The following is a 19,017-nucleotide window of genomic DNA, read 5'->3' as shown; positions in this document are numbered from 1 at the left end:
AGATTTAAATACTTTTGACCTTTACAATCGGTTCAGAATTTGTAATTTGGAGTCGATGTTATAAAGTAGGGCAAAAAGATGTCCTATATTCATAAAAACTTTTAAACATAAAACCAAATGAATACTATTTGTGCATTGTGCGGTACACTGCTTACGGAAACAGATCTATCCGTAGGTAAAAATAAACTTGCTGATGGTGGCTACTTATGTGCGGATTGCTTTACTAAAGCCATTCATATTAATAGAGACCTCATCAATAATCTGGATCAGTTTTATTTTGCAGAAATTACAGGAATGATTCTGAAAAGTAAAATTGATGCCAGCCAGAATTCTGGAGGATTTCAATCTACAACTAACAGCCATTACGAATATGATGCACCTACCAGACTGGATGAAATCAAAGATCAGATTGTTGCACTAAACGCAAGACTGAGTGTGCTGGCTAACGAAGAAGTGAATGAGCTGGCCAATGTGCTGGATAGAGACGAAAGATTGCTGGCTATTGCAGAAGGAATAGATCTTCAAAGTAACAGGGAAGGAATCATATTTTCAACCCAGAAAAGAATTGCTTTTATTGATAAAAAATTTCTGGGTGGAGTTGCAAAGAATGAATTCCTTATTCAGGATGTCGCTTCCATTGATCATGATGAAAACCTTTTGTATTCAATACTTAAAATCAATACTTACAGAGGTTCAGCACAGTTTAAGTTACACAATAAAAATGACGGAAGGGCATTTTCCAATGTTCAAAGCAGAAGCATGACTTATACTGAAAATGAATTCAGACAAAACTCAAGTCCGTTTCAGGCATTTACTCAAACCATTCCGGATCTGGTGCAGGAAAATGTATACAGTACGAATAAGGAAGATTCTGGAAATATTCTTGAACAATTGGAAAAATTAGGAAAGCTGAGAGAAAGCGGAATTCTCACAGATGAAGAGTTTGCAGAACAAAAGAGAAAACTGCTTGATAAATTATAAAAGAAGAAGAAATGAGCAATAATTGTGCATTGTGTAATACGGAATTAACATCCATGGATACCCTTTTGGGTGCTAATAAACTCTCGGATGGCAATGTTTTATGCAATAAATGTCTAAATAAAGTAAGCAATATCAAAGATGAATTGCTGTATAATCTTAACAAATTCAGTATTGATGATATTCATGAAATGCTGAACGCAGACAAAACTGAAGCAGTTCAGGCATTAGCGGTTACAGAACAGAATCTTCCTGCGGCCATCAATTCCGGTTCTCGTCATATCTCAAAAGAGGTTTATAAACGAAGGCATCAGAAAATAAAGAACGAACTGGAAGTGCTGAATGCTAACCTTTCCGTCTTTACCAAAGGAGAAATTAAAGAACTTCCTTATCTGATCTCCGAAGAAGAACAGATCATCGCCATTACAGATGCCCAATTTGTCAATACCCTGGCAGCCGGAATATTGGTAGCAACCCCAATAAGATTGATTTCTGTATCAAAGGCAATGTTTGGAGCAGCAAAAATCAACGATTATCCTAACGAAACCATTAAGGCTGTAAGCTTTGTGTCACATTCAAAGTCCCCAATTATTAAATTGCATCTTGATGAAAGAGTAGTAGAGTTTGAATGTTTTATGGATAAAGATGATGCTGAGAAGTTTTACGACAAAATAAAAACTATTTATAATAGCCCTAAGGAACAATCTCCAAAACAGATTGATAATACTGTAAATAAAGGGGCTTCATCAGAAGAGATTCTCAACCAGCTTGAAAAATTAGGAAAGCTGAGAGAAAACGGAATCTTAACCGATGCAGAATTTGCGGAACAGAAAAAGAAACTGTTGGAGCAATTATAATAAACTTTTAATACTGAATCATGAAGGATAAAGTATCGGCAGAAATAGTAGAAAATTGGCTTAAGGGATGGTGTTTATCAAGAGAAGTATCTTTTCCTGTTCAATATAAATCCGGATTACATGTGATTGTAGGAGATGAAAAACAAAAAGAACGTTTTGTATTTCCTGAGCTTAATGACGATTTTTTTCAACTTGCTCATTCAATTGATATCCCATGGATTTATCTGAAAGTATCTACTTCCCCTGATGAATTGATGGGAAAAATTCCTGAAAGATGGAAACTGCAGCCACAGGGATATATGATGACCTGTTTTCAGCCGATGAATTTCCCGGAAATCAGCCTTGCAGAAGGATATCACTTAGAATTTTCTGAGTACAATACAACTTTTGTGGTCAGAATTGTAGCAGAGAATGGTGAACAGGCTTCTATAGGCCGTGTCTCTTTGATAGATAATATTGCTGTTTACGACAGGATTGTTACCGAAATAAATCATCAAAGGAAAGGGCTTGCTACTTTTTTATTGAAAGAACTTGAAAAGATAGCTTTGTCAAAAGGATTTTCAAATAATCTTTTAGTTGCAACAGAAGAAGGAAAACGATTGTATGAAACTTTAGGCTGGAAGATGTACTGTCTGCATACTTCTGTCGTGATCCCTTCAGAAAATTAATATTTTTATTGAATTAAAACTTTTATTACTAATAAATAGTAATTTACAACCATAAACTAACGCTATGAGTGAAAAATCAAGACTTGACGAAATAAGAGAAGAACTTGAAAAGCTGGATATCAGCCCTACCATATTTGCCAGAAAAGAGATCCGTGAATTGCCGGACATCATCTCAAAAGAGGAAAAAATTGTCTATCTCGTTGAGGGCAGAAATAAAATAAACAATCATCATATCATTTTAGTAGCTACAGACAGAAGAGTGATCTTTGTGGATAAGGAATTTATGTATGGATTGAAAGTAGAAGACTTTTCTTACAGCAAAATCAGTTCAATACAGTATGAAAGTGCATTATTGCTGGCTTCTATAGATATTCAGGTTACAGATGATATTGTGGAAATTGATGGAGTAGGAAAGTATCATGCTGAGCTTTTTTGTGAAAAGGTAAGAGATTTCATGTCCCGTCCTGAAGAATACATTCAGCAAAAATCTGAACCCAGTGTTTTGGACCAGCTGGAACAATTAGGAAGGTTAAAAGAAAGCGGAGTTTTGAGTGAAGAAGAATTTCTAGAGCAAAAGAAGAAATTAATGGAGAAACTGCCATAAAATGTGGAAATTTTTTAATGAAAGATGGAATAATTCAGTTATAGTCTGTGTCTTTATAGCTTTTCTCTGTTTTTGGGGACTTTCTATACCTAACAGATACATACTCTATACCTGCTGTTTTCTTCCTTTTATTTTTCTTCTGATTACCTTTATTCTAGGTATTATCAGGATTGTCAAAAAAGATTATTTGAAAGGAATTCTGCAAATCCTTTCAACAGTAATACTGGCCGTACTAACCTATGGATACTTCTCTTTTGCCTTGATGTTTTATCCTTATGATTTCTTTGCGGAGGGATTAAAAATTCCAGATAATATTAAATTTGAAAAGCCATTAAAGCTTAATGATGCAAAAGACAAAATAAATACTAATCAACAAGATTTTATTCTTTATGATTATTTTCAGTCGGGTATTTATAAATATGATCTGTTTTTAAATAAGATTGAAAAAGGAAAAGTATATCTTAAAATATTTGAAATCACCAAAAACCAAAAACTTTCAGAGAGAAGTATAAAAGAAGAAAGCCAGATAGAAGTAGAAAATAAAACAGATGAATTAAAAAAATTTGAGTTAAAAGATGAATTTACGATTTTTGAAGGTGATTGGGGGCAGTTTTATGGAGCTAGAATTGAAGTGTGGTTTAAACCCGATGATATAAATAAACCTGAAAGAAAATTAATGATAAAAAACTATATTGTTCAGGGATGGATGAGATAGTTTTTCAAACAAAATAAAAAACAAATTATGATAAAAGAAGTAGTTTTTAGAGCATTAAACTGGAGGTGGTATTTTACCTCTTTCATTGCCTTGTTTGTTGGAATTATCTGTTGGCTGCTTATTCTTATTTTGCCAATCAGTAGTTTTACATGGAATTTTTTCTCTGCTGTACCATTTTTGATCGCTTTTATAAGTTTTGTCCTGGGGATTTCGAGAATGTTCAAAAAAGATGAATTTAAAAATGGTCTTTGGCAATGTCTTCTTAGCTTTATGATGTTCTTTGTCATTGGTGGCTTATTTGCTTTTTGTCCGCCCAAAAGCCCTTATAAAGCTTACAACAATGATATCAAGAATCCAAAGAATGCAAAGTTTTCAATGCCTTTAAAACTGTTTTCAGATGAAAAAGAACTGGTTGAGGTTACCCGGCCCGATATACTTATTTATGATTACTTACAGCCGGGATCTTATAAATATGATGTTTTCCTGAATAAAATAGAAAAAGGGAAGGTGTATTTAAAAGTGTATGATTTCAATACGAACAGGATTCTTTCTGAAAAAGAAATTAAAAAACAATCCATCAGAAATGTCTTTAATCCCAATGATGAGCTGAAAGAGTTTTCGAGTGATGAAAAGGATTTTACAGTGAAAGAAGGAGATTGGGGCGATTATTACGGAAGCAGGGTTGAAGTATGGTTTCAACCGGATGATTCTAATCAACCTGAAAGAAAATTAGTGGAAAAAAATTATATTATTCAGGGAAACTAAAACTATTTTAAACTAAAACCATGGAAAATTACTTAGAAATAAACAAAAAATCGTGGAATGCTAAAGTAGAACCTCATTTGAAGTCGGATTTCTACTTTGTAGATGAATTTTTAAAAGGAAGAACCTCACTGAATTCAATAGAACTGGAACTTCTGGGAGATATAAAAGGAAAGACTATTCTGCATTTGCAGTGCCATTTCGGGCAGGATTCTATTTCACTGTCAAGAATGGGTGCAAAAGTTACCGGGATTGATCTTTCCGATAAGGCGGTTGATACAGCCAGAGACCTTGCACAAAAGTGTGGAACTGATACAGAATTTATCTGTTCGGATGTATATGAACTGCTGAATGTTCTGGATCAGGAATTTGATATCGTGTATACAAGCTATGGTACAATAGGCTGGCTTCCAGACCTTGAAAAATGGGCTGGCGTTATCAGTCATTTCCTAAAACCCGGAGGGCAGTTTATCATGGCAGAATTTCATCCTGTCGTTTGGATGTTTGATGATGACTTTACAAAAGTTACCTACAACTATTTTAATGAAAAACCGATTGTAGAAACATATGAAGGAACCTACGCAGATCAGTCTGCAGCTATTGTACAGGAATATGTAATGTGGAATCACTCTTTATCAGAAGTTCTTGACAACCTGATTAAAAAAGATTTGCAACTGAATACTATTAAGGAGTTCGACTGGTCACCCTATGCATGTTTCAAGCATGTAGAAGAAGTTGAAAAAGGAAAATGGAGAATTCCACAGTTCGGAAATAAAATGCCTCTTGTGTATGCATTGGCAGCACAGAAAAAATAAAAATTTAAAATAAGGTATTTATTTTAACCATTAAGATTTGATAAGTTTTTAGGAAAATTAAGATGGGCGCCTCACCTTATTGGTCTAATAAAACTAAAAAGTCATCGTAGTGCTATTACGATGACTTTTTCTATATATGAATGTTAAAAAAAACTGCTTTTTGTTGGTTAGCTTAGAGAATCTTCAGCCTTTGTTTTTACTTCGTCCACTTTATCCTGAACCTGAGAAGCAACATCATTGGCTTTGCTTTTAAGATCATTTCCCCATTTGTTAAGATTATCTTTTGCTGTGTTAAGTTTATCCTTAACAGCTTGTTGATCTTCAGGGCTTGAGTTCTTATATTTCCAATAAGCTAATGCACCTAAACCTAGTAAAGCTAATAATCCTTTTGTTTTGTTTCCCATGATTTCTATTTTTTTATGTATTAATATTAAAATTTGTTATTACTATTAATGTAAAATACGTGCCAAAAAAATAAATACAATTATAAAAAAATGTTAAATTTAAGAGAAGACTTTGAAATTTTTGCCGTCAAAACTAGCAAAGACCATAGTAGGATAAGAATCCTGATGGTGTATATTTCCATCCTTATCAATAGCGATGGCACCTGCAAATCCATCAATGGTTTTAAGTTCATCAAATGTCTTGCTGAAAGCCTGCTCAAGACTCATTCCGTCTGTAACTCTTGTTACGATTTTTGTGGCAGTAGCATTGCTGACAATATCTTCTCCTACACCAGTACAGCTTACAGCACAGAATGCGTTGGCATAATTTCCTGCCACTGTGGCGGAATCTGAAATCCTTCCGGGAATTTCAAAACCTTTCCCTCCCGTAGAAGTAGCAACGGCAAGTTTTCCGTCATGATCTATTGCTACACAGCCAACAGTGCCTTTTCCGCCGTTTTTAAGCTTAGCTTCATATTCTTTTCTTCTTTGAGGGATTTCCGTGGAGAAATTTTCAAAACCATGTTCATTAGCATAATTTTTCGCGCCTTGCCCTCCTAAAACTCTATCATCTTCACTGATCAGATCTTTAGCAACAAAAATAGGATTCTTTACATCCTGAATATTGATCACTCCGCTTAGCTTCTGAGTGTCTCCATTCATAATCGCAGCACTCATGCGGATAACGCCGTCACTTTGAATCTGAGAGCCTATTCCGGCATTGTACAATGGGTTGTCTTCCAACAGTGAAACAGCATAAGCCACCGTATCGAAAGCGGAATGGGTTTCAAGATAATCAAAAGCTTTTTGTGCTATTTCTTTTAAAGATTCCTGCTTTGCAGTTTTTACTTCATGGCTTTGGTCACTTTCAGAGAAAAAACCGCCGTGGATAATGATTTTCATAGTAGATATAGGTTTCGTGTTCCGGAGTTCCGTATTTATAATAATCAATAATACGAATCCCGGTTATTAATACGAATAAAAGATAAGAATTTTATTAAGATCCTGCATTAATCCGAGTTTCGTGTTCCGTGATTTCGAGCTTTACGGTATTTTCAAAACACGCACCTCGCACTCCAAATCTTAAAACGCTGCAACCCGTACTATTTATCCTGTGGTATCGGATTAAACTGAGAGTTCTCAATAGTTAATGTTTTTGTGGTAAGATCATAATGATCATTCATAGACATCACATGTACCGTTAAATTATCAATAGAAATGGGTTCTCCAAGGTTAATATTGGTAAGATTGGTATCCTTAATAAACCTTCCGTCTACTAAGATAACAAGACCTGAACCTACAGCAGTCATTACATCATTATGAATAAAAAGTCCCGTATCTTCTCCAAGCCCGATTCCCAAAGTTCTAGGATTGTTAACTACTGCCTGAAAAAGACGCCCGATTCTGCCTCGCTGTACAAAATGCGTATCGATAATTACGTTATCTATAAGACCCAATCCCTGGGTTGTTTTGATTTCTCCTTTCAAAAGAGCTTCAGAGCTGCTTCCCTGGTAGATCATATTTTCAGAAGCTGCCGCAGCACCTGCAGAAGTTCCTGAGTAAATAAAATCCTGTTCCTGATATTTTAATAAAATGGTATCATGAAATCTCGTCCCTCCCAGAATAGAAGTCAGTCTCAGCTGATCTCCTCCGGTGAACATCATTACATCTGCAGCATTGGCTCTTGCCACCATTGCATCAGAATTGGCCTCTTCACGGTTGTGGATGTCCAGGACATTTACATTTTTAGCACCGAGGAATTCAAATGCTTTTTTATATTCAGAGCCTACGATCTGGGGAATTTGAGAAGCGGTGGTAACGATTTCAATGACAGAATCTTCTTTATTTTTTGATTCGTTGATGATCTTTCGTAAGATCCCACGTTCAAAAAAGTTAAGATTCTTTTCTATATTCTGATCATAATCGGTTTCAGCAAAACTTCCTTTGTTTACAGCTCCTCCAATAACTATTAATTTTCCAACAGGTTTCATCATGGTACAAAATTAAAAAATAATTAACATTCTTTCGCGAATTTTATGCCATCTTTAATTGATTTTTAATGATTTAGAAATGTTAATGGAAATTAATATTTTTTTAATAAATCTTTAATTTACCTATGGTTTCATTTAGGGTTTTACATTATCTTTGGCTATGAAAGGAGTTATTGTTAACTGTTAAAATGCCAATAGACTATGAAAATCGAAAAGATTCAGGCACTACGAGGTCCTAACATCTGGAGCATCAGAAGAAAGAAGCTGATACAGATGAGGTTGGACTTAGAAGAAATGGAGGATTATCCTACCAATAAAATAGAAGGTTTCCGCGAAAGGATTGAAAAATTAATTCCTTCATTGATTACCCATCGATGCTCGGAAGGAGTAGAAGGAGGCTTTTTCCATAGAGTGGAAACAGGAACCTGGATGGGGCATGTCATTGAGCATATTGCTTTGGAAATACAAACCCTGGCAGGAATGGATGTAGGGTTTGGAAGAACCCGTGAAACAAAAACTCCGGGAGTGTATAACGTAGTATTCAATTATATTGAAGAAAATGCCGGTATTTATGCTGCGGAAGAAGCAGTGAAAATTGCGGCCGCTATTGTAGAAGGGAAAGAGTATGATATGCATGCATGCATTCACAGATTAAAAGAGATCAGAGAACGTGTCCGCCTGGGACCTTCTACAGGAAGTATTGTGGAAGAAGCTGCTTCCAGAAAAATCCCATGGATCAGGTTAGGAACAAATTCCCTGGTACAATTAGGGTATGGAGTGAATCAACAGAGATTTCAAGCTACTATTACCGGAAAAACAAGTTCTATTGCGGTGGATATCGCATGTAATAAAGAATTGACTAAGAGAATGCTTCATGATGCTGCTATTCCAGTTCCGATTGGAGACCTGATAGTTGACGAAGAAGGATTGAATGCTGTGATCAGGAAAATAGAATATCCTATTGTTTTAAAACCTTTGGATGGAAATCACGGAAAAGGTTCGTCCATTAATGTCAACGACTGGGAATCTGCTAAAATAGGCCTGGAGCATGCTCAGAAATATTCCAAAAAAGTAATTGTTGAGAAATATATTACAGGCTATGATTTCCGTATCCTGGTCATCAATAATAAAATGGTGGCAGCGGCAAGAAGGGTTCCTGCTCATGTTGTAGGAGATGGTGAACTTAATCTTCAGCAGCTTATTGAAAAAGAAAATAAAGACCCAAGAAGAGGATATGGTCATGAAAATGTCCTTACCGAAATTGAGGTAGATAAAGATACATTGGAGCTGCTTGAGAAGCTTCACTACACACTGGAAACGATTCCTCAAAGAGGAGAAGTGGTTTACCTGAAATCAACAGCCAATCTTTCAACGGGGGGAACATCCATTGATGTAACAGATATGGTGCATCCGGAAAATATCACAATGGCTGAAAGGATTTCCAAAATTATTGGTCTGGATGTCTGTGGTATTGATGTGATGGCGGAAAACCTTACACAACCTCTGAAAGAGAGTGGCGGAGCGATCATAGAAGTTAACGCAGCACCGGGATTCAGAATGCACCTGGCGCCAAGCGAAGGATTACCAAGAAATGTAGCTGCTCCGGTAGTGGATATGCTTTATCCGCAGGGAAAACCCTTTACCATTCCAATCATTGCGGTGACGGGAACCAACGGTAAAACAACCACGACAAGGCTTATTTCACATATTGTAAAAAGCAACGGCTATAGAGTAGGATTCACGACTTCGGATGGGATCTATATTCAGAATACGATGCTGACAAAAGGCGATACTACAGGACCTATTTCTGCAGAATTTATTTTAAAAGACCCTACGGTAGAATTTGCGGTTCTGGAAACTGCCAGAGGAGGAATTTTACGTTCCGGACTTGGTTTTTCACAATGTGATATCGGAGTTCTTACCAACATTGAGGAGGATCATTTGGGAATGAATGATATTCACAATTTAAAAGATCTTACCAAAGTAAAAAGGGTAGTTCTGGACAGCGTAAAGAAAAGTGGTTGGAGTGTACTGAATGCAGACAGCGAATATTCTATGAGGATCATCAATGATCTTGATTCTAATGTTGCGATCTTCAGTATGGATGAAAATAATCCTCATATCGTAAAATTTGCGAAAGAAGGAAAAATCACTTGCGTATATGAAGAAGGTTTTGTCACCATTAAAAAAGGAGACTGGAAGATCAGAATAGGAAAAGCCAAAGATTTCCCGATTACGATGGAAGGGAAGGCAAGATTTATGATTGAAAACGTATTGGCGGCGAGTTTGGCGAGCTACCTTTATGGATTCGGGATTGAAGATATTTCCAATTCTTTGAGAACCTTTATCCCAAGTGCTCAGCTTACGCCGGGAAGACTGAATGTTTTTAAATTTAAAAACTTTAAAGTTCTGATCGACTTTGCTCATAATCCTTCAGGATACGAAGCGATTGAAGATTATCTGAAAAATGTAGAGTCTACGAAGAAAATCGGTATTATTTCCGGTGTTGGAGACCGAAGAGACAGCGATATCAGAGAATGCGGAAAGATTGCAGGAAGAATGTTTGATCATATCATCATCCGAAACGAAAAACATCTTCGTGGAAGAACCGAAGAGGAAATCAATGGATTGATTATCGAAGGAATGCAGTCTGCAGGAAAAGATGTAAGCTACGAGATTATTCCAAAGGAAATAGAAGCATTAAAACATGCTATGGGAATGGCAGAAGAAGGAACGTTTATTACGGCTCTAAGTGATGTTATTTCCAATGCAATTGATCTGGTACAGGAATATCAGGCAAGAGAATTATTGGAAGACGATAAGAATATATAATAAAAGAATCGGCTGAACCAAAGGTTCAGCCGATTCTTTTATCTACTGATATTGAAAATACCAACTTAGTTTTTATCAGAATTAGCATAAATTTCTATTATAGTAAGATTTTCATATCCTTTTAAAATATCTTCATTGGTCTTATATTTTACATTGTCTCTCTTAATTCTTTTTTTGAGGCCGGAAGTACTTTGGAATAACTTGTTAGTGATACTATCATGTTCCTTAATGAAAAGTGTTATTTTGGCCGATTTTGCATTTTTATCAGAATTTCTGATATCATCAATAAACCTTATTGTGATAAAGTTATTGGCTTCAGGTGAACCTCCTCCAAAAGTAACCAGTTGAATATCCAATTTTAAGTCTTTTAATAGGTCCTTAACTTTTTTTTCGATATAATTATTTTTTTTAACCTCAAATGTCCCTATAGTTTGCTTTGAGGATACTTTTTCCTGTGCATTCATTTTATAAAAGAAACTTAGAGTTATCAGTAGAATGAAAGTAAATGTATTTTTCATGACTTAAGGGCAGGTTGTTTGAGTGTTAGTAATAGTTCCGTCAGGATTTCATTCAACTTCATTATTTTTAAATTCTTATTGGTTTTATTAGTTTCACTGATAGACTCATTTAAGGTAATATATCCAAGACTTACAAATTCCATAAGGATAACTTTTCTTCTGTCAAAATTTACTGATTTTGATTTTCTTCCTTTGATATCAGAACTCTCATTAATTATGTAAATCGGCTTGAATCTCTTTTTTAATTAATCATCATTGTTGAACCTATTGACCTCATCATTAAAATTATCCTGTATGCAAGAGAGCAAAGTGGTACCTAATCCGGCATATAAAAATCCATGAAAAGATTTTTGAATAAATGTTTTTCTGTTCATTCTAATAGTTAAATTTTAGCTTTTGTAAAAAAAACTTTAGAACTTCCCATCCTATTGAATCATCTTGCTAAAACCCACATTAACCCATCACAATTTTGGTTTTTCTCTAAGAGTTTCCAAATAGAATAGGGCGCTCACATCATTTTTTCCACAGCACAAAGATACAATAGACATATAATAAATCACTACTGATAGAGCTTCAAAGCCTTTTCTGTATAGGGTTTTGTGATGGGTTGATGATTGGGAATTTAACAAATTAGAAAGAAAATGAGCTGATAAATAGTTGTTTATATTAGACAGATAAATTCATGACAGATCATAAGAATAAATAAAAAATAAAACCTCCGATATTTCGGAGGTTTTATTTTATGAGTTTTCCCAGATGGTCTTTATTTTCTGCATTTTAACAAGATAAAAATACAGCGGAATAAGCTCTAATCTAAGGGTGAAATTAATATTGGGAACCGTAAATGGGATGATAGCCATCATGATTAAGCAAATAGCGATACCTATGATCGCATCAACTATTGCTGCCTGTACTGCCCATTTTTGCTCAAACCAAAGTCCATAAGCAACAATACCTTTGTAGATAAACAAGCTAGAGATCAAAAGACCTGTCATTGAATAAGAATGGTTGGCATTTATTCCATATAATGATAAGTCAGTATGAGATAAAAAAGGGCCTGCCATCAACAAAATAACAGCTATTGCTCCTCCAATTAAAAAGATCCATAAGAAAATTTTAATCCATACAGGTAATAAATTTCTTCTTCTTGTAAAATTGTTTGGGGTGTCAAATTCTTCAAAAGGTGTTGACCTTTCTTCCATGTGTATATTAGTTTTTAAAGTTATTTTATCCAAAAAAAACATTTGAGCTTCCGATCCAGATCGCATCTTTTTTATTGAAATCCACATTTACCATTGCAGCTTTGGTCATTCTCCCCAAATTTTCCAATAGGATAGGACGTTCATCATTTTCCCGCCAAATATACAACAAACGGATCTCTGCTTTTGAAAACTCTCCATTGGTATCTTCAAAAATAGGCGCATAATGCACTTTTCTCTGTAAAATATAATTTTCCTTATCCTGAATAGAATCTGTAATTTCCTTTGTAGGATTTAAATCAACACCGCTTCCTGCGAAGGAGAATAAAGGCTTTAACACAAAATCCTGAAGGTTTTCGTTGTTGGGAAACTCATGCAAAAAATAACTCTTTGGAACAAACTGATGCTGTAACAATGGCAAAAGGAACTTTGAGATTTTAAAGAACCAGTTGGGATGGGTAATCCATTTTACATCAACTTCTTCACGGAAATCAAACTCTGTGATTAGATCAGGAATGTTGTCCAGTTCATCAAATATAACACGGTTGTAAATTCTCTTGATTTCAGTCAGTTTTCCATTATTTTCATAATACAGCTTCTTGCCTTCCTTCTTTACCTTGGTAAGGCATACTGTTTTGATTCCCAGTAATTTCTCTGTCAGAGCAAAATCAATGGCTGTTTTCTGTCTTTCCGGGAAGATTTCAAGCAAGATGACATTTTCAGGATTTTCATCGCCTACAATGAGTTCCTTCAAATAATTTTTGAACGTTTCACGAGGCATAGGGTTTTTGATTTCTGAGATAAAAGGATAGACTTCACAATACGTTTCTTCATATACTTTCTGGAAAGCATACAGAGAAGGAAATGCCTGAAGTTCTATCAGCTGAGGTTCTATTTCACCGTTTTCATTTTTGCAGATTCCAAAATCTATGGTGAAAAAATGAGGTTGATGGGTATCATTGGGAACTCTGCAATTGTCAGGAATGGCTTTCTGAAGTGTTTCTGCAGGAAGCGCTTTAATCTGGCTGATAATGCTTTCACTGGCTTCAATTAGCTGGCTTTCAAATTTTTTAGTCAAAAAAATAGGGCTTTCTGAAACTCTGAAAGTAGGTTCTGTCCCTCCTTTTTCTGCCAGTATATTTTTTAATTGACTGTATTTTTCTTGTGAAAACTCCTGGTTAAATTGTTTTCTGTATTTTGGGATCATATTTTTTTCTTTGTGATGTTAAAAAATCGAGCATTTCTGCCCGATTTCAGTATTTTTATAAACCTTTTTTCTTTTCAGACTAAAGATTCAGCTTCTTTCAAGATGTTTTTTTTTGCAAACTGAAGGAATCTCGGAAGAATCTGATTTCTGGTCAGGATAATCTTGTCTTCATCATCTATTCTGTCCATGGTTTCAAGATATTTTTCCATTCCGAAATTTTCGATCATCGCTTCTCTGTTTTTTTCATCTTTCAGATTTTCAATCAGAGATTCAGGATTAGCTTCAGGATGAAACTGTGTACCAAAAATTTCATTGGAGAAACGAACTGCCATTACGGCTCTTTCCAGATTGATATGAGGACGGAATTTTTCAATCGCCATCACGGTCATTCCCAGTTCTTCCAAACGGTCATGATCCGGCTCAATAAACTGGTAGGCTCTGGAGTCTACGGCATAAAAAGGATCTTTAAGATTTTTTAATAAAAATTCTTCTCGCCCTTCCTCCGTTTTATGAACAGGCATTACTCCAAAAGAATAAGATTTTCTTTTGCAGATATTACCCAGTTTCCAGTGAATACTTGCCAGCTGAAATGAATGGCAGATAAGGAAAAGGTATTTTTTATCTTCGCTGTATTGATTGTGTTCAAAAACGGCATCTAAAAAATGAGCAAATCGGTCTTCCCAAGCCAGCCCTTCACGGTGTGGATCTCCCGGTCCGCCTGAAGAAATAAAAATATCAAAGTCTCCAATTTCCGGCATTTCATCTTTAAATCTCACATCAAATGTCTTGATGACAACATTTTCTTCAGAGTTCTGCTGAAATGCTTCAGAAATTTCTTTAATGTTTCTAAAACCTTGATTCACATGATTATTGTTCATGTCCAGCAGAGCAATTCGAATATCTTTCATTACATCATATTTTTTGTAAAGTTACCAAAAATATTATGAAGCATTTTCACCATGTGTTATGCCATACTCTGTTTCAGAGATCATATAATCAACGACTTTCTTCAGATCACCAGTCTCCTTAAAGATTTGAAGCTGTCTGTCTGCACCCGTTCCGTTTTCAAGAATTTTCCAGGCATACTCAACTTCATGACGGCATCCTAACTCGTCTACCACATCGTCAATAAACTCTAAAAGTTCTTTTAACAAATGAGGATAAGGAACAGATTCTTCTTTTCCGAAATCGATCAGATGAGCTTCGATACCACTTTTGGAAGCGCGCCATTTATTTTCGTTCAGCAACAGCCTTCTGTAGCTTCTGAAACTAAGATTTTGCTGGTGAAGTTTATAGATTTTAGCAACTAAACATTGCATGATTGCCGCAAGACATACGGTTTCATCAATCCTTAACGGCATATCACAGATTCTGAATTCAATCGTAGGGTAGAAAGGGTGTACGCGTAAATCCCACCAGATTTTCTTAGCATTGTCTATGGTTCCTGTCTTTATAAGAAGGTCAACATAGCTGTCGAATTCCCCCAGAGAGTTAAAATAACTTGGAATACCGGTTCTCGGGAATTTTACGAAGATTTCCTGCCTGTAAGATTTAAAGCCGGTGTATCTTCCAATCCAGAATGGTGAATTCGTAGAAAGGGCATACACGTGAGGAAGGAAATAACGCATTACATTCTGAATTCTCACGCCTTCTTCACGGTTTGGAATTCCGATGTGGACATGCAGTCCGAAAATAAGATTTTCACGGGCTACATCTCCCATATCATCTACGATTTTGATGTATCTTTCTCCCTGAGTGATATTGTTTTCCGACCAGTGAGAAAATGGATGGGTGCCTCCTCCGGAAACACGCAGTCCCTGTTCATGGGCGATATTGATGAGATGTCGCCTTAAATTTGTTAATTCTGCTCGGGCTTCCTGAATATTCTGGCAGATCCCGGTTTCCATTTCAATCATAGATTCGTGCATTTCGTGCTTTAAATTTTCACTTAAAACCGCTTTGCCTCCTTCAATGATTTTTGAAACATGAGAAACCAGATCTCTGCTTTCTACATCGATGATCTGATATTCTTCTTCAATTCCAATAGTAAACTGATGCATTCTTCTTGTGTTTTTTGTTTTTTAATATTATTTTATGGAATCTTTCACGAAAGTACCCCAGGTAATATTGGGTTTCCCCGGAACATATTCTTTGGCTTTTTCGATAGCTAGTTTTGCAGCATGTTCTATGATCCACGCAAAATTTTCTTCTCCTACAGAATTTTTGTCTGCATCCGGAGCCGGATTACAAAAATCGATCGCATAAGGAATACCATCTCTTACAGCAAATTCTACTGTATTGAAATCATATCCCAAAGCTTCATTCATAGTAATCGTATAATCATGAATCGTTTTCAATAATTTTTTGAGCTCTTCACCCTGTGTCTGATGGGTGGTAGCGTATCTTAAATGAGGGGCATTTCTAGGCTCATAAGGCATAATGTGAACATATTTCCTGCCCAGACAGTAAACTCTGTAATAATCATCAAAGACAATTTCTTCCTGTACCATCATGACCAACTGCTCTGTTTCTCCTAATTTGTTCCAAAGATCATCCGGATTCTCAACTCTGTAAACACTTTTCCAGCCTCCGCCATCATGAGGTTTCATATAAGCAGGAAAACCTACATAATTGAAAATATATTCCCAGTCATGCGGAAATTTCAGGTTTCTAAATGAAGTTTCAGAAGTATTTTCAGGTCTTTCGTGCGAAGGAAGCAAAACCGTTTTAGGAAGTGGAATTCCCAGTTTGGACATCAGGGCATTGTTGAAAAATTTCTCATCAGCACTCCACCAGAAAGGATTGTTGATTACATAAGTACCGTTAAGTGCTGCATTTTTAAGATAGGCTCTGTAAAAGGGAACGTCCTGTGAAATTCTGTCGATGATTACTGCATAGCCATAATCTGCACCCTGTTCTAATTTATCAATATGAACAGGTTCAGCTATGATATCTCCGCCTCCCAGCTCATTTACTTTGTCTATAAATGCCCAGGGAAATGTGTCTTCCATACCGAAAAGAATTCCTACTTTTTTTGTCATAATTTTTGTTTTTTAAGGTGAGTGTATATTTTTTTCTATTTGTCTTTTCTATTGTTTTTAAGAGAAAAAGGCTCCTATGAAGGTAGGGAAAACCATTCTCCACAAAGGCCAGTCGTGGCCGATCCATTTTCTTTCATCATACCAGAAGTCTATGCCTTTTACCCTTAGGATCTCCGCCATTTCAACATTTTTTTCTTTACAGATATCCTGATCAGAGGTGCTTAATACAATATGCATGTGTTTGTACTTCCATGCTTCATCATTTCTTATAAACTCTCTTGGACAGTTGAAGTATACCAGCTCATCAGAATAACCATCCATGAAATTTCTTATGCTGAATGCCCCTGAAAGGCAAAAAAGATGAGAAACCACATCAGGAAATCTAAAAGCAAAGTTGGCGGCGTGATATCCTCCGAAACTGGCTCCGGCAACCGCCACACGATGGGTCTTATGAAGTTTCTGAATGTAGGGCACAAATTCTTTGATCAGGAATTGTACATATCGTTCATAGTTTCTTATTCTTTGCTGAGGAGATATATTGTCATCATAAAAGCTCCATTTGTCGATGGTCTGTACATTGTAAAGTTTTACTTTTCCTTGCTCTATAAACCAGTTGATGCTTCCGTTCAGATGAAAATCGTGGTTCTGGGTATATTGTCCCTGAGAAGTAGGAAACATGATGATAGGATGACCGTAGTGCCCGGTCACCTCTACCTGGAGACTTGTTCCCAATATATTGGAATAATATTCTGTATGTTCTATGTGAGGCATTTTTCCTTATTTAGTTTTTACTATTGTGTTTTATATTAAATTGATAAATTCAATTCCTCAAGGTTGATCTTTTTCTAAAACATCCAGTACCAGGGTTCCTAATTTTGGATGTTCCAGAATGATATTTTCTTTAAAAATCCATTTTGAGCCCGGTGTATTGGCATTATGAGAGTCAACGAACTGATAATATGCTTTGTTATGCCATTTTCCGGAACTTATGTTTTCTAAGTTACGTTTTAGAATGGATTCTTCTGGAAGATTATATATTATGAATTCAATAACATTTTTGATGTCAATATTAGACTTCATGATCTAGGAAGTAAGCTTGTTGCTTTTGGGAGGCAGAATGTTCAGCATATCTGCATGAATCATTTCTGCGGCAGAATCCAGCCTGTCCTGTATGACGGAGGCATCACTGGATTTGTAAACAATCCCGACATGATAATCTATCGGAAGGAATTTCACGACCTCCTCACATTCAAAATTGCTGTAATCGGGTTCTTTATCCTTAATCAGGGCAACGATCAGCCCGGAATAATATCCTGTAGGAGGTGAGATACTGTAATGATTGCCTCTTAAAAGAGCATCTTCAATTTTAGCCCATTCCCTCCAGATATTAATTCCGCTTGAAGCCTCCACCAAATCGGGAATGTGAGCACCGCCAACTCTTGATGACGTTTCAAGGAAGTACCATTTTCCATCTTCTTTTCCACGGATAAATTCTGTATGAGTGGCACCATTGATAAGCCCAAAATTGGAAAGGACTTTGGCATTAATTTCTTCCAGCGCTTTAAATTCTTCAGAGTACCTTCCCAGAGTCTTGGAACGGAATACACCTCCTTCGTGCGAAACCTGCATAGGCGGAGCCAGATATTTTGAAGCAGAAGTAAATACAATCTCTTTATTGAAAGTCAGGCTGTCTACATGGTAAACATCTCCTGGTTTAAAACTTTCCAGTAAAAAAAGATGGCGTTCTTCTCCAAGAATATCTAACGCTTCATGCAGTTGTTCTTTGGTCGTTATTTTCTTAATTCCTGATGCTGAAGCTTCCGATCTTGGTTTCAGTACCCATGGTGCCGGAACGAGGTCTGTAAATTCATTGACTTCATTATCATTGAATACAGCTGTAAATTCAGGAACACTGATTCCGGAATCTTTAGCTTTTTGCCGCATAGCCAGTTTATCCCTGAAATAGCGGTGAGTGGTTTGTCCCATTCCTGGAATACGGAATGTTTCTCTGATTAATGCTGCTTTCTCTACATCATAATCATCCAATGCCACTACAGCATCTACTTTTCTGGTTTTCATGAGGTGGGAAAACCCCTGAATCAGATGTTCCAGATTCCATACGGACGGTTTGAGTTCAGGCATATAAAATACCTCTTCAATAGCATGCCAGGGCCAGTTTTTTTCTTTGAGGTTTTCTGAAGTTACCAGGATGATTTTATTGCCGAGATTCTTCATTTCGTCCATAAAATCGTAGCCTTTGTAATAGCACGAAATACACACAATAGTTTTCTTCTCCATATAATGTTTTTTAATATTTAGTGAATTTTCAAAAATAAAAGCGTTTATTTATTATTTTATTAATATTAAAAAATGCGATATCGTGCGTT

General features: G+C 36.0%; 20 protein-coding genes. 8 read left to right on the top strand and 12 right to left on the bottom strand.

The window, feature by feature from the left end; genetic code table 11:
• The first annotated feature begins 117 nt into the window (after positions 1-117).
• The 7 genes from DBR39_RS07630 (at position 118) to DBR39_RS07600 (ending at position 5,399) form a co-directional block, all read left to right on the top strand.
• A complete protein-coding gene (locus DBR39_RS07630; RefSeq protein WP_124532084.1) occupies positions 118-981 on the top strand; it encodes an SHOCT domain-containing protein in 864 nt (287 codons plus the stop codon).
• An 11-nt stretch (positions 982-992) separates the two neighbouring features.
• A complete protein-coding gene (locus DBR39_RS07625) occupies positions 993-1,835 on the top strand; it encodes a PH domain-containing protein (protein ID WP_124531909.1) in 843 nt (280 codons plus the stop codon).
• A gap of 20 nt (positions 1,836-1,855) precedes the next feature.
• A complete protein-coding gene (locus tag DBR39_RS07620; RefSeq protein ID WP_124531907.1) occupies positions 1,856-2,503 on the top strand; it encodes a GNAT family N-acetyltransferase in 648 nt (215 codons plus the stop codon).
• Between the two features lie 64 nt (positions 2,504-2,567).
• A complete protein-coding gene (locus DBR39_RS07615) occupies positions 2,568-3,107 on the top strand; it encodes a PH domain-containing protein (RefSeq protein ID WP_124532082.1) in 540 nt (179 codons plus the stop codon).
• Positions 3,108-3,294: 187 nt separating this feature from the next.
• Positions 3,295-3,822 (top strand): hypothetical protein, encoded by a 528-nt coding sequence (locus DBR39_RS07610; RefSeq protein WP_124531905.1) that lies wholly within the window; start codon positions 3,295-3,297, stop codon positions 3,820-3,822.
• Positions 3,823-3,849: 27 nt separating this feature from the next.
• Complete coding sequence (locus DBR39_RS07605) at positions 3,850-4,587, top strand: hypothetical protein (protein WP_124531903.1); 738 nt, start codon at positions 3,850-3,852, stop codon at positions 4,585-4,587.
• A 20-nt stretch (positions 4,588-4,607) separates the two neighbouring features.
• Positions 4,608-5,399 (top strand): class I SAM-dependent methyltransferase, encoded by a 792-nt coding sequence (locus DBR39_RS07600; protein ID WP_124531901.1) that lies wholly within the window; start codon positions 4,608-4,610, stop codon positions 5,397-5,399.
• Positions 5,400-5,566: 167 nt separating this feature from the next.
• Here DBR39_RS07600 and DBR39_RS07595 read toward each other — a convergent pair whose 3' ends face one another.
• From DBR39_RS07595 to DBR39_RS07585, 3 genes are all read right to left on the bottom strand, one after another.
• A complete protein-coding gene (locus DBR39_RS07595; RefSeq protein ID WP_124531899.1) occupies positions 5,567-5,803 on the bottom strand; it encodes a YtxH domain-containing protein in 237 nt (78 codons plus the stop codon).
• Between the two features lie 99 nt (positions 5,804-5,902).
• Entirely contained in the window at positions 5,903-6,745 is an 843-nt protein-coding gene (locus DBR39_RS07590) for an isoaspartyl peptidase/L-asparaginase (RefSeq protein ID WP_124531897.1), read from the bottom strand.
• Positions 6,746-6,945: 200 nt separating this feature from the next.
• Positions 6,946-7,833 carry a cyanophycinase gene (locus DBR39_RS07585; protein WP_103234845.1) on the bottom strand — a complete coding sequence of 296 codons (888 nt, stop codon included), beginning with the start codon at positions 7,831-7,833 and terminating at the stop codon, positions 6,946-6,948.
• 201 nt (positions 7,834-8,034) lie between these two features.
• On the opposite strand from DBR39_RS07585, the gene cphA reads away from it, so the two are divergent.
• Entirely contained in the window at positions 8,035-10,665 is a 2,631-nt protein-coding gene (gene cphA / locus DBR39_RS07580) for a cyanophycin synthetase (RefSeq protein WP_124531895.1), read from the top strand.
• Positions 10,666-10,730: 65 nt separating this feature from the next.
• On the opposite strand, the gene DBR39_RS07575 is transcribed toward cphA, so the two are convergent.
• From DBR39_RS07575 to DBR39_RS07535, 9 genes are all read right to left on the bottom strand, one after another.
• Complete coding sequence (locus tag DBR39_RS07575; RefSeq protein ID WP_124531893.1) at positions 10,731-11,183, bottom strand: hypothetical protein; 453 nt, start codon at positions 11,181-11,183, stop codon at positions 10,731-10,733.
• Positions 11,184-11,923: 740 nt separating this feature from the next.
• Positions 11,924-12,418, bottom strand: a complete 495-nt coding sequence (locus tag DBR39_RS07570) for a hypothetical protein (protein ID WP_228447788.1) — start codon at positions 12,416-12,418, stop codon at positions 11,924-11,926.
• Positions 12,411-13,589 (bottom strand): hypothetical protein, encoded by a 1,179-nt coding sequence (locus DBR39_RS07565; protein ID WP_124531889.1) that lies wholly within the window; start codon positions 13,587-13,589, stop codon positions 12,411-12,413. The genes DBR39_RS07570 and DBR39_RS07565 overlap by 8 nt, the downstream gene beginning before the upstream one ends.
• Positions 13,590-13,663: 74 nt before the next feature.
• Positions 13,664-14,497 (bottom strand): type 1 glutamine amidotransferase, encoded by an 834-nt coding sequence (locus tag DBR39_RS07560; RefSeq protein ID WP_124531887.1) that lies wholly within the window; start codon positions 14,495-14,497, stop codon positions 13,664-13,666.
• Between the two features lie 33 nt (positions 14,498-14,530).
• On the bottom strand, positions 14,531-15,649 hold the full coding sequence (locus DBR39_RS07555; protein WP_103234824.1) for a carboxylate-amine ligase: 1,119 nt from the start codon (positions 15,647-15,649) through the stop codon (positions 14,531-14,533).
• 27 nt (positions 15,650-15,676) lie between these two features.
• On the bottom strand, positions 15,677-16,630 hold the full coding sequence (locus DBR39_RS07550) for a RimK family alpha-L-glutamate ligase (protein ID WP_124531885.1): 954 nt from the start codon (positions 16,628-16,630) through the stop codon (positions 15,677-15,679).
• 57 nt (positions 16,631-16,687) lie between these two features.
• On the bottom strand, positions 16,688-17,401 hold the full coding sequence (locus DBR39_RS07545; RefSeq protein ID WP_124531883.1) for an alpha/beta hydrolase-fold protein: 714 nt from the start codon (positions 17,399-17,401) through the stop codon (positions 16,688-16,690).
• Between the two features lie 57 nt (positions 17,402-17,458).
• The gene (locus tag DBR39_RS07540) at positions 17,459-17,710 is read right to left on the bottom strand and encodes a hypothetical protein (RefSeq protein WP_124531881.1); all 252 of its coding nucleotides are present in this window, start codon (positions 17,708-17,710) and stop codon (positions 17,459-17,461) included.
• A gap of 3 nt (positions 17,711-17,713) precedes the next feature.
• Positions 17,714-18,928, bottom strand: coding sequence for an acetyl-CoA carboxylase biotin carboxylase subunit family protein (locus DBR39_RS07535; protein ID WP_124531879.1), 1,215 nt, complete (start codon positions 18,926-18,928; stop codon positions 17,714-17,716).
• Positions 18,929-19,017: the final 89 nt, after the last annotated feature.

It is taken from the genome of Chryseobacterium sp. KBW03, from assembly GCF_003852415.1.
In the GTDB taxonomy this organism is placed as follows: domain Bacteria; phylum Bacteroidota; class Bacteroidia; order Flavobacteriales; family Weeksellaceae; genus Chryseobacterium; species Chryseobacterium viscerum.
This window is presented reverse-complemented; position numbering and strand designations above follow the sequence as displayed.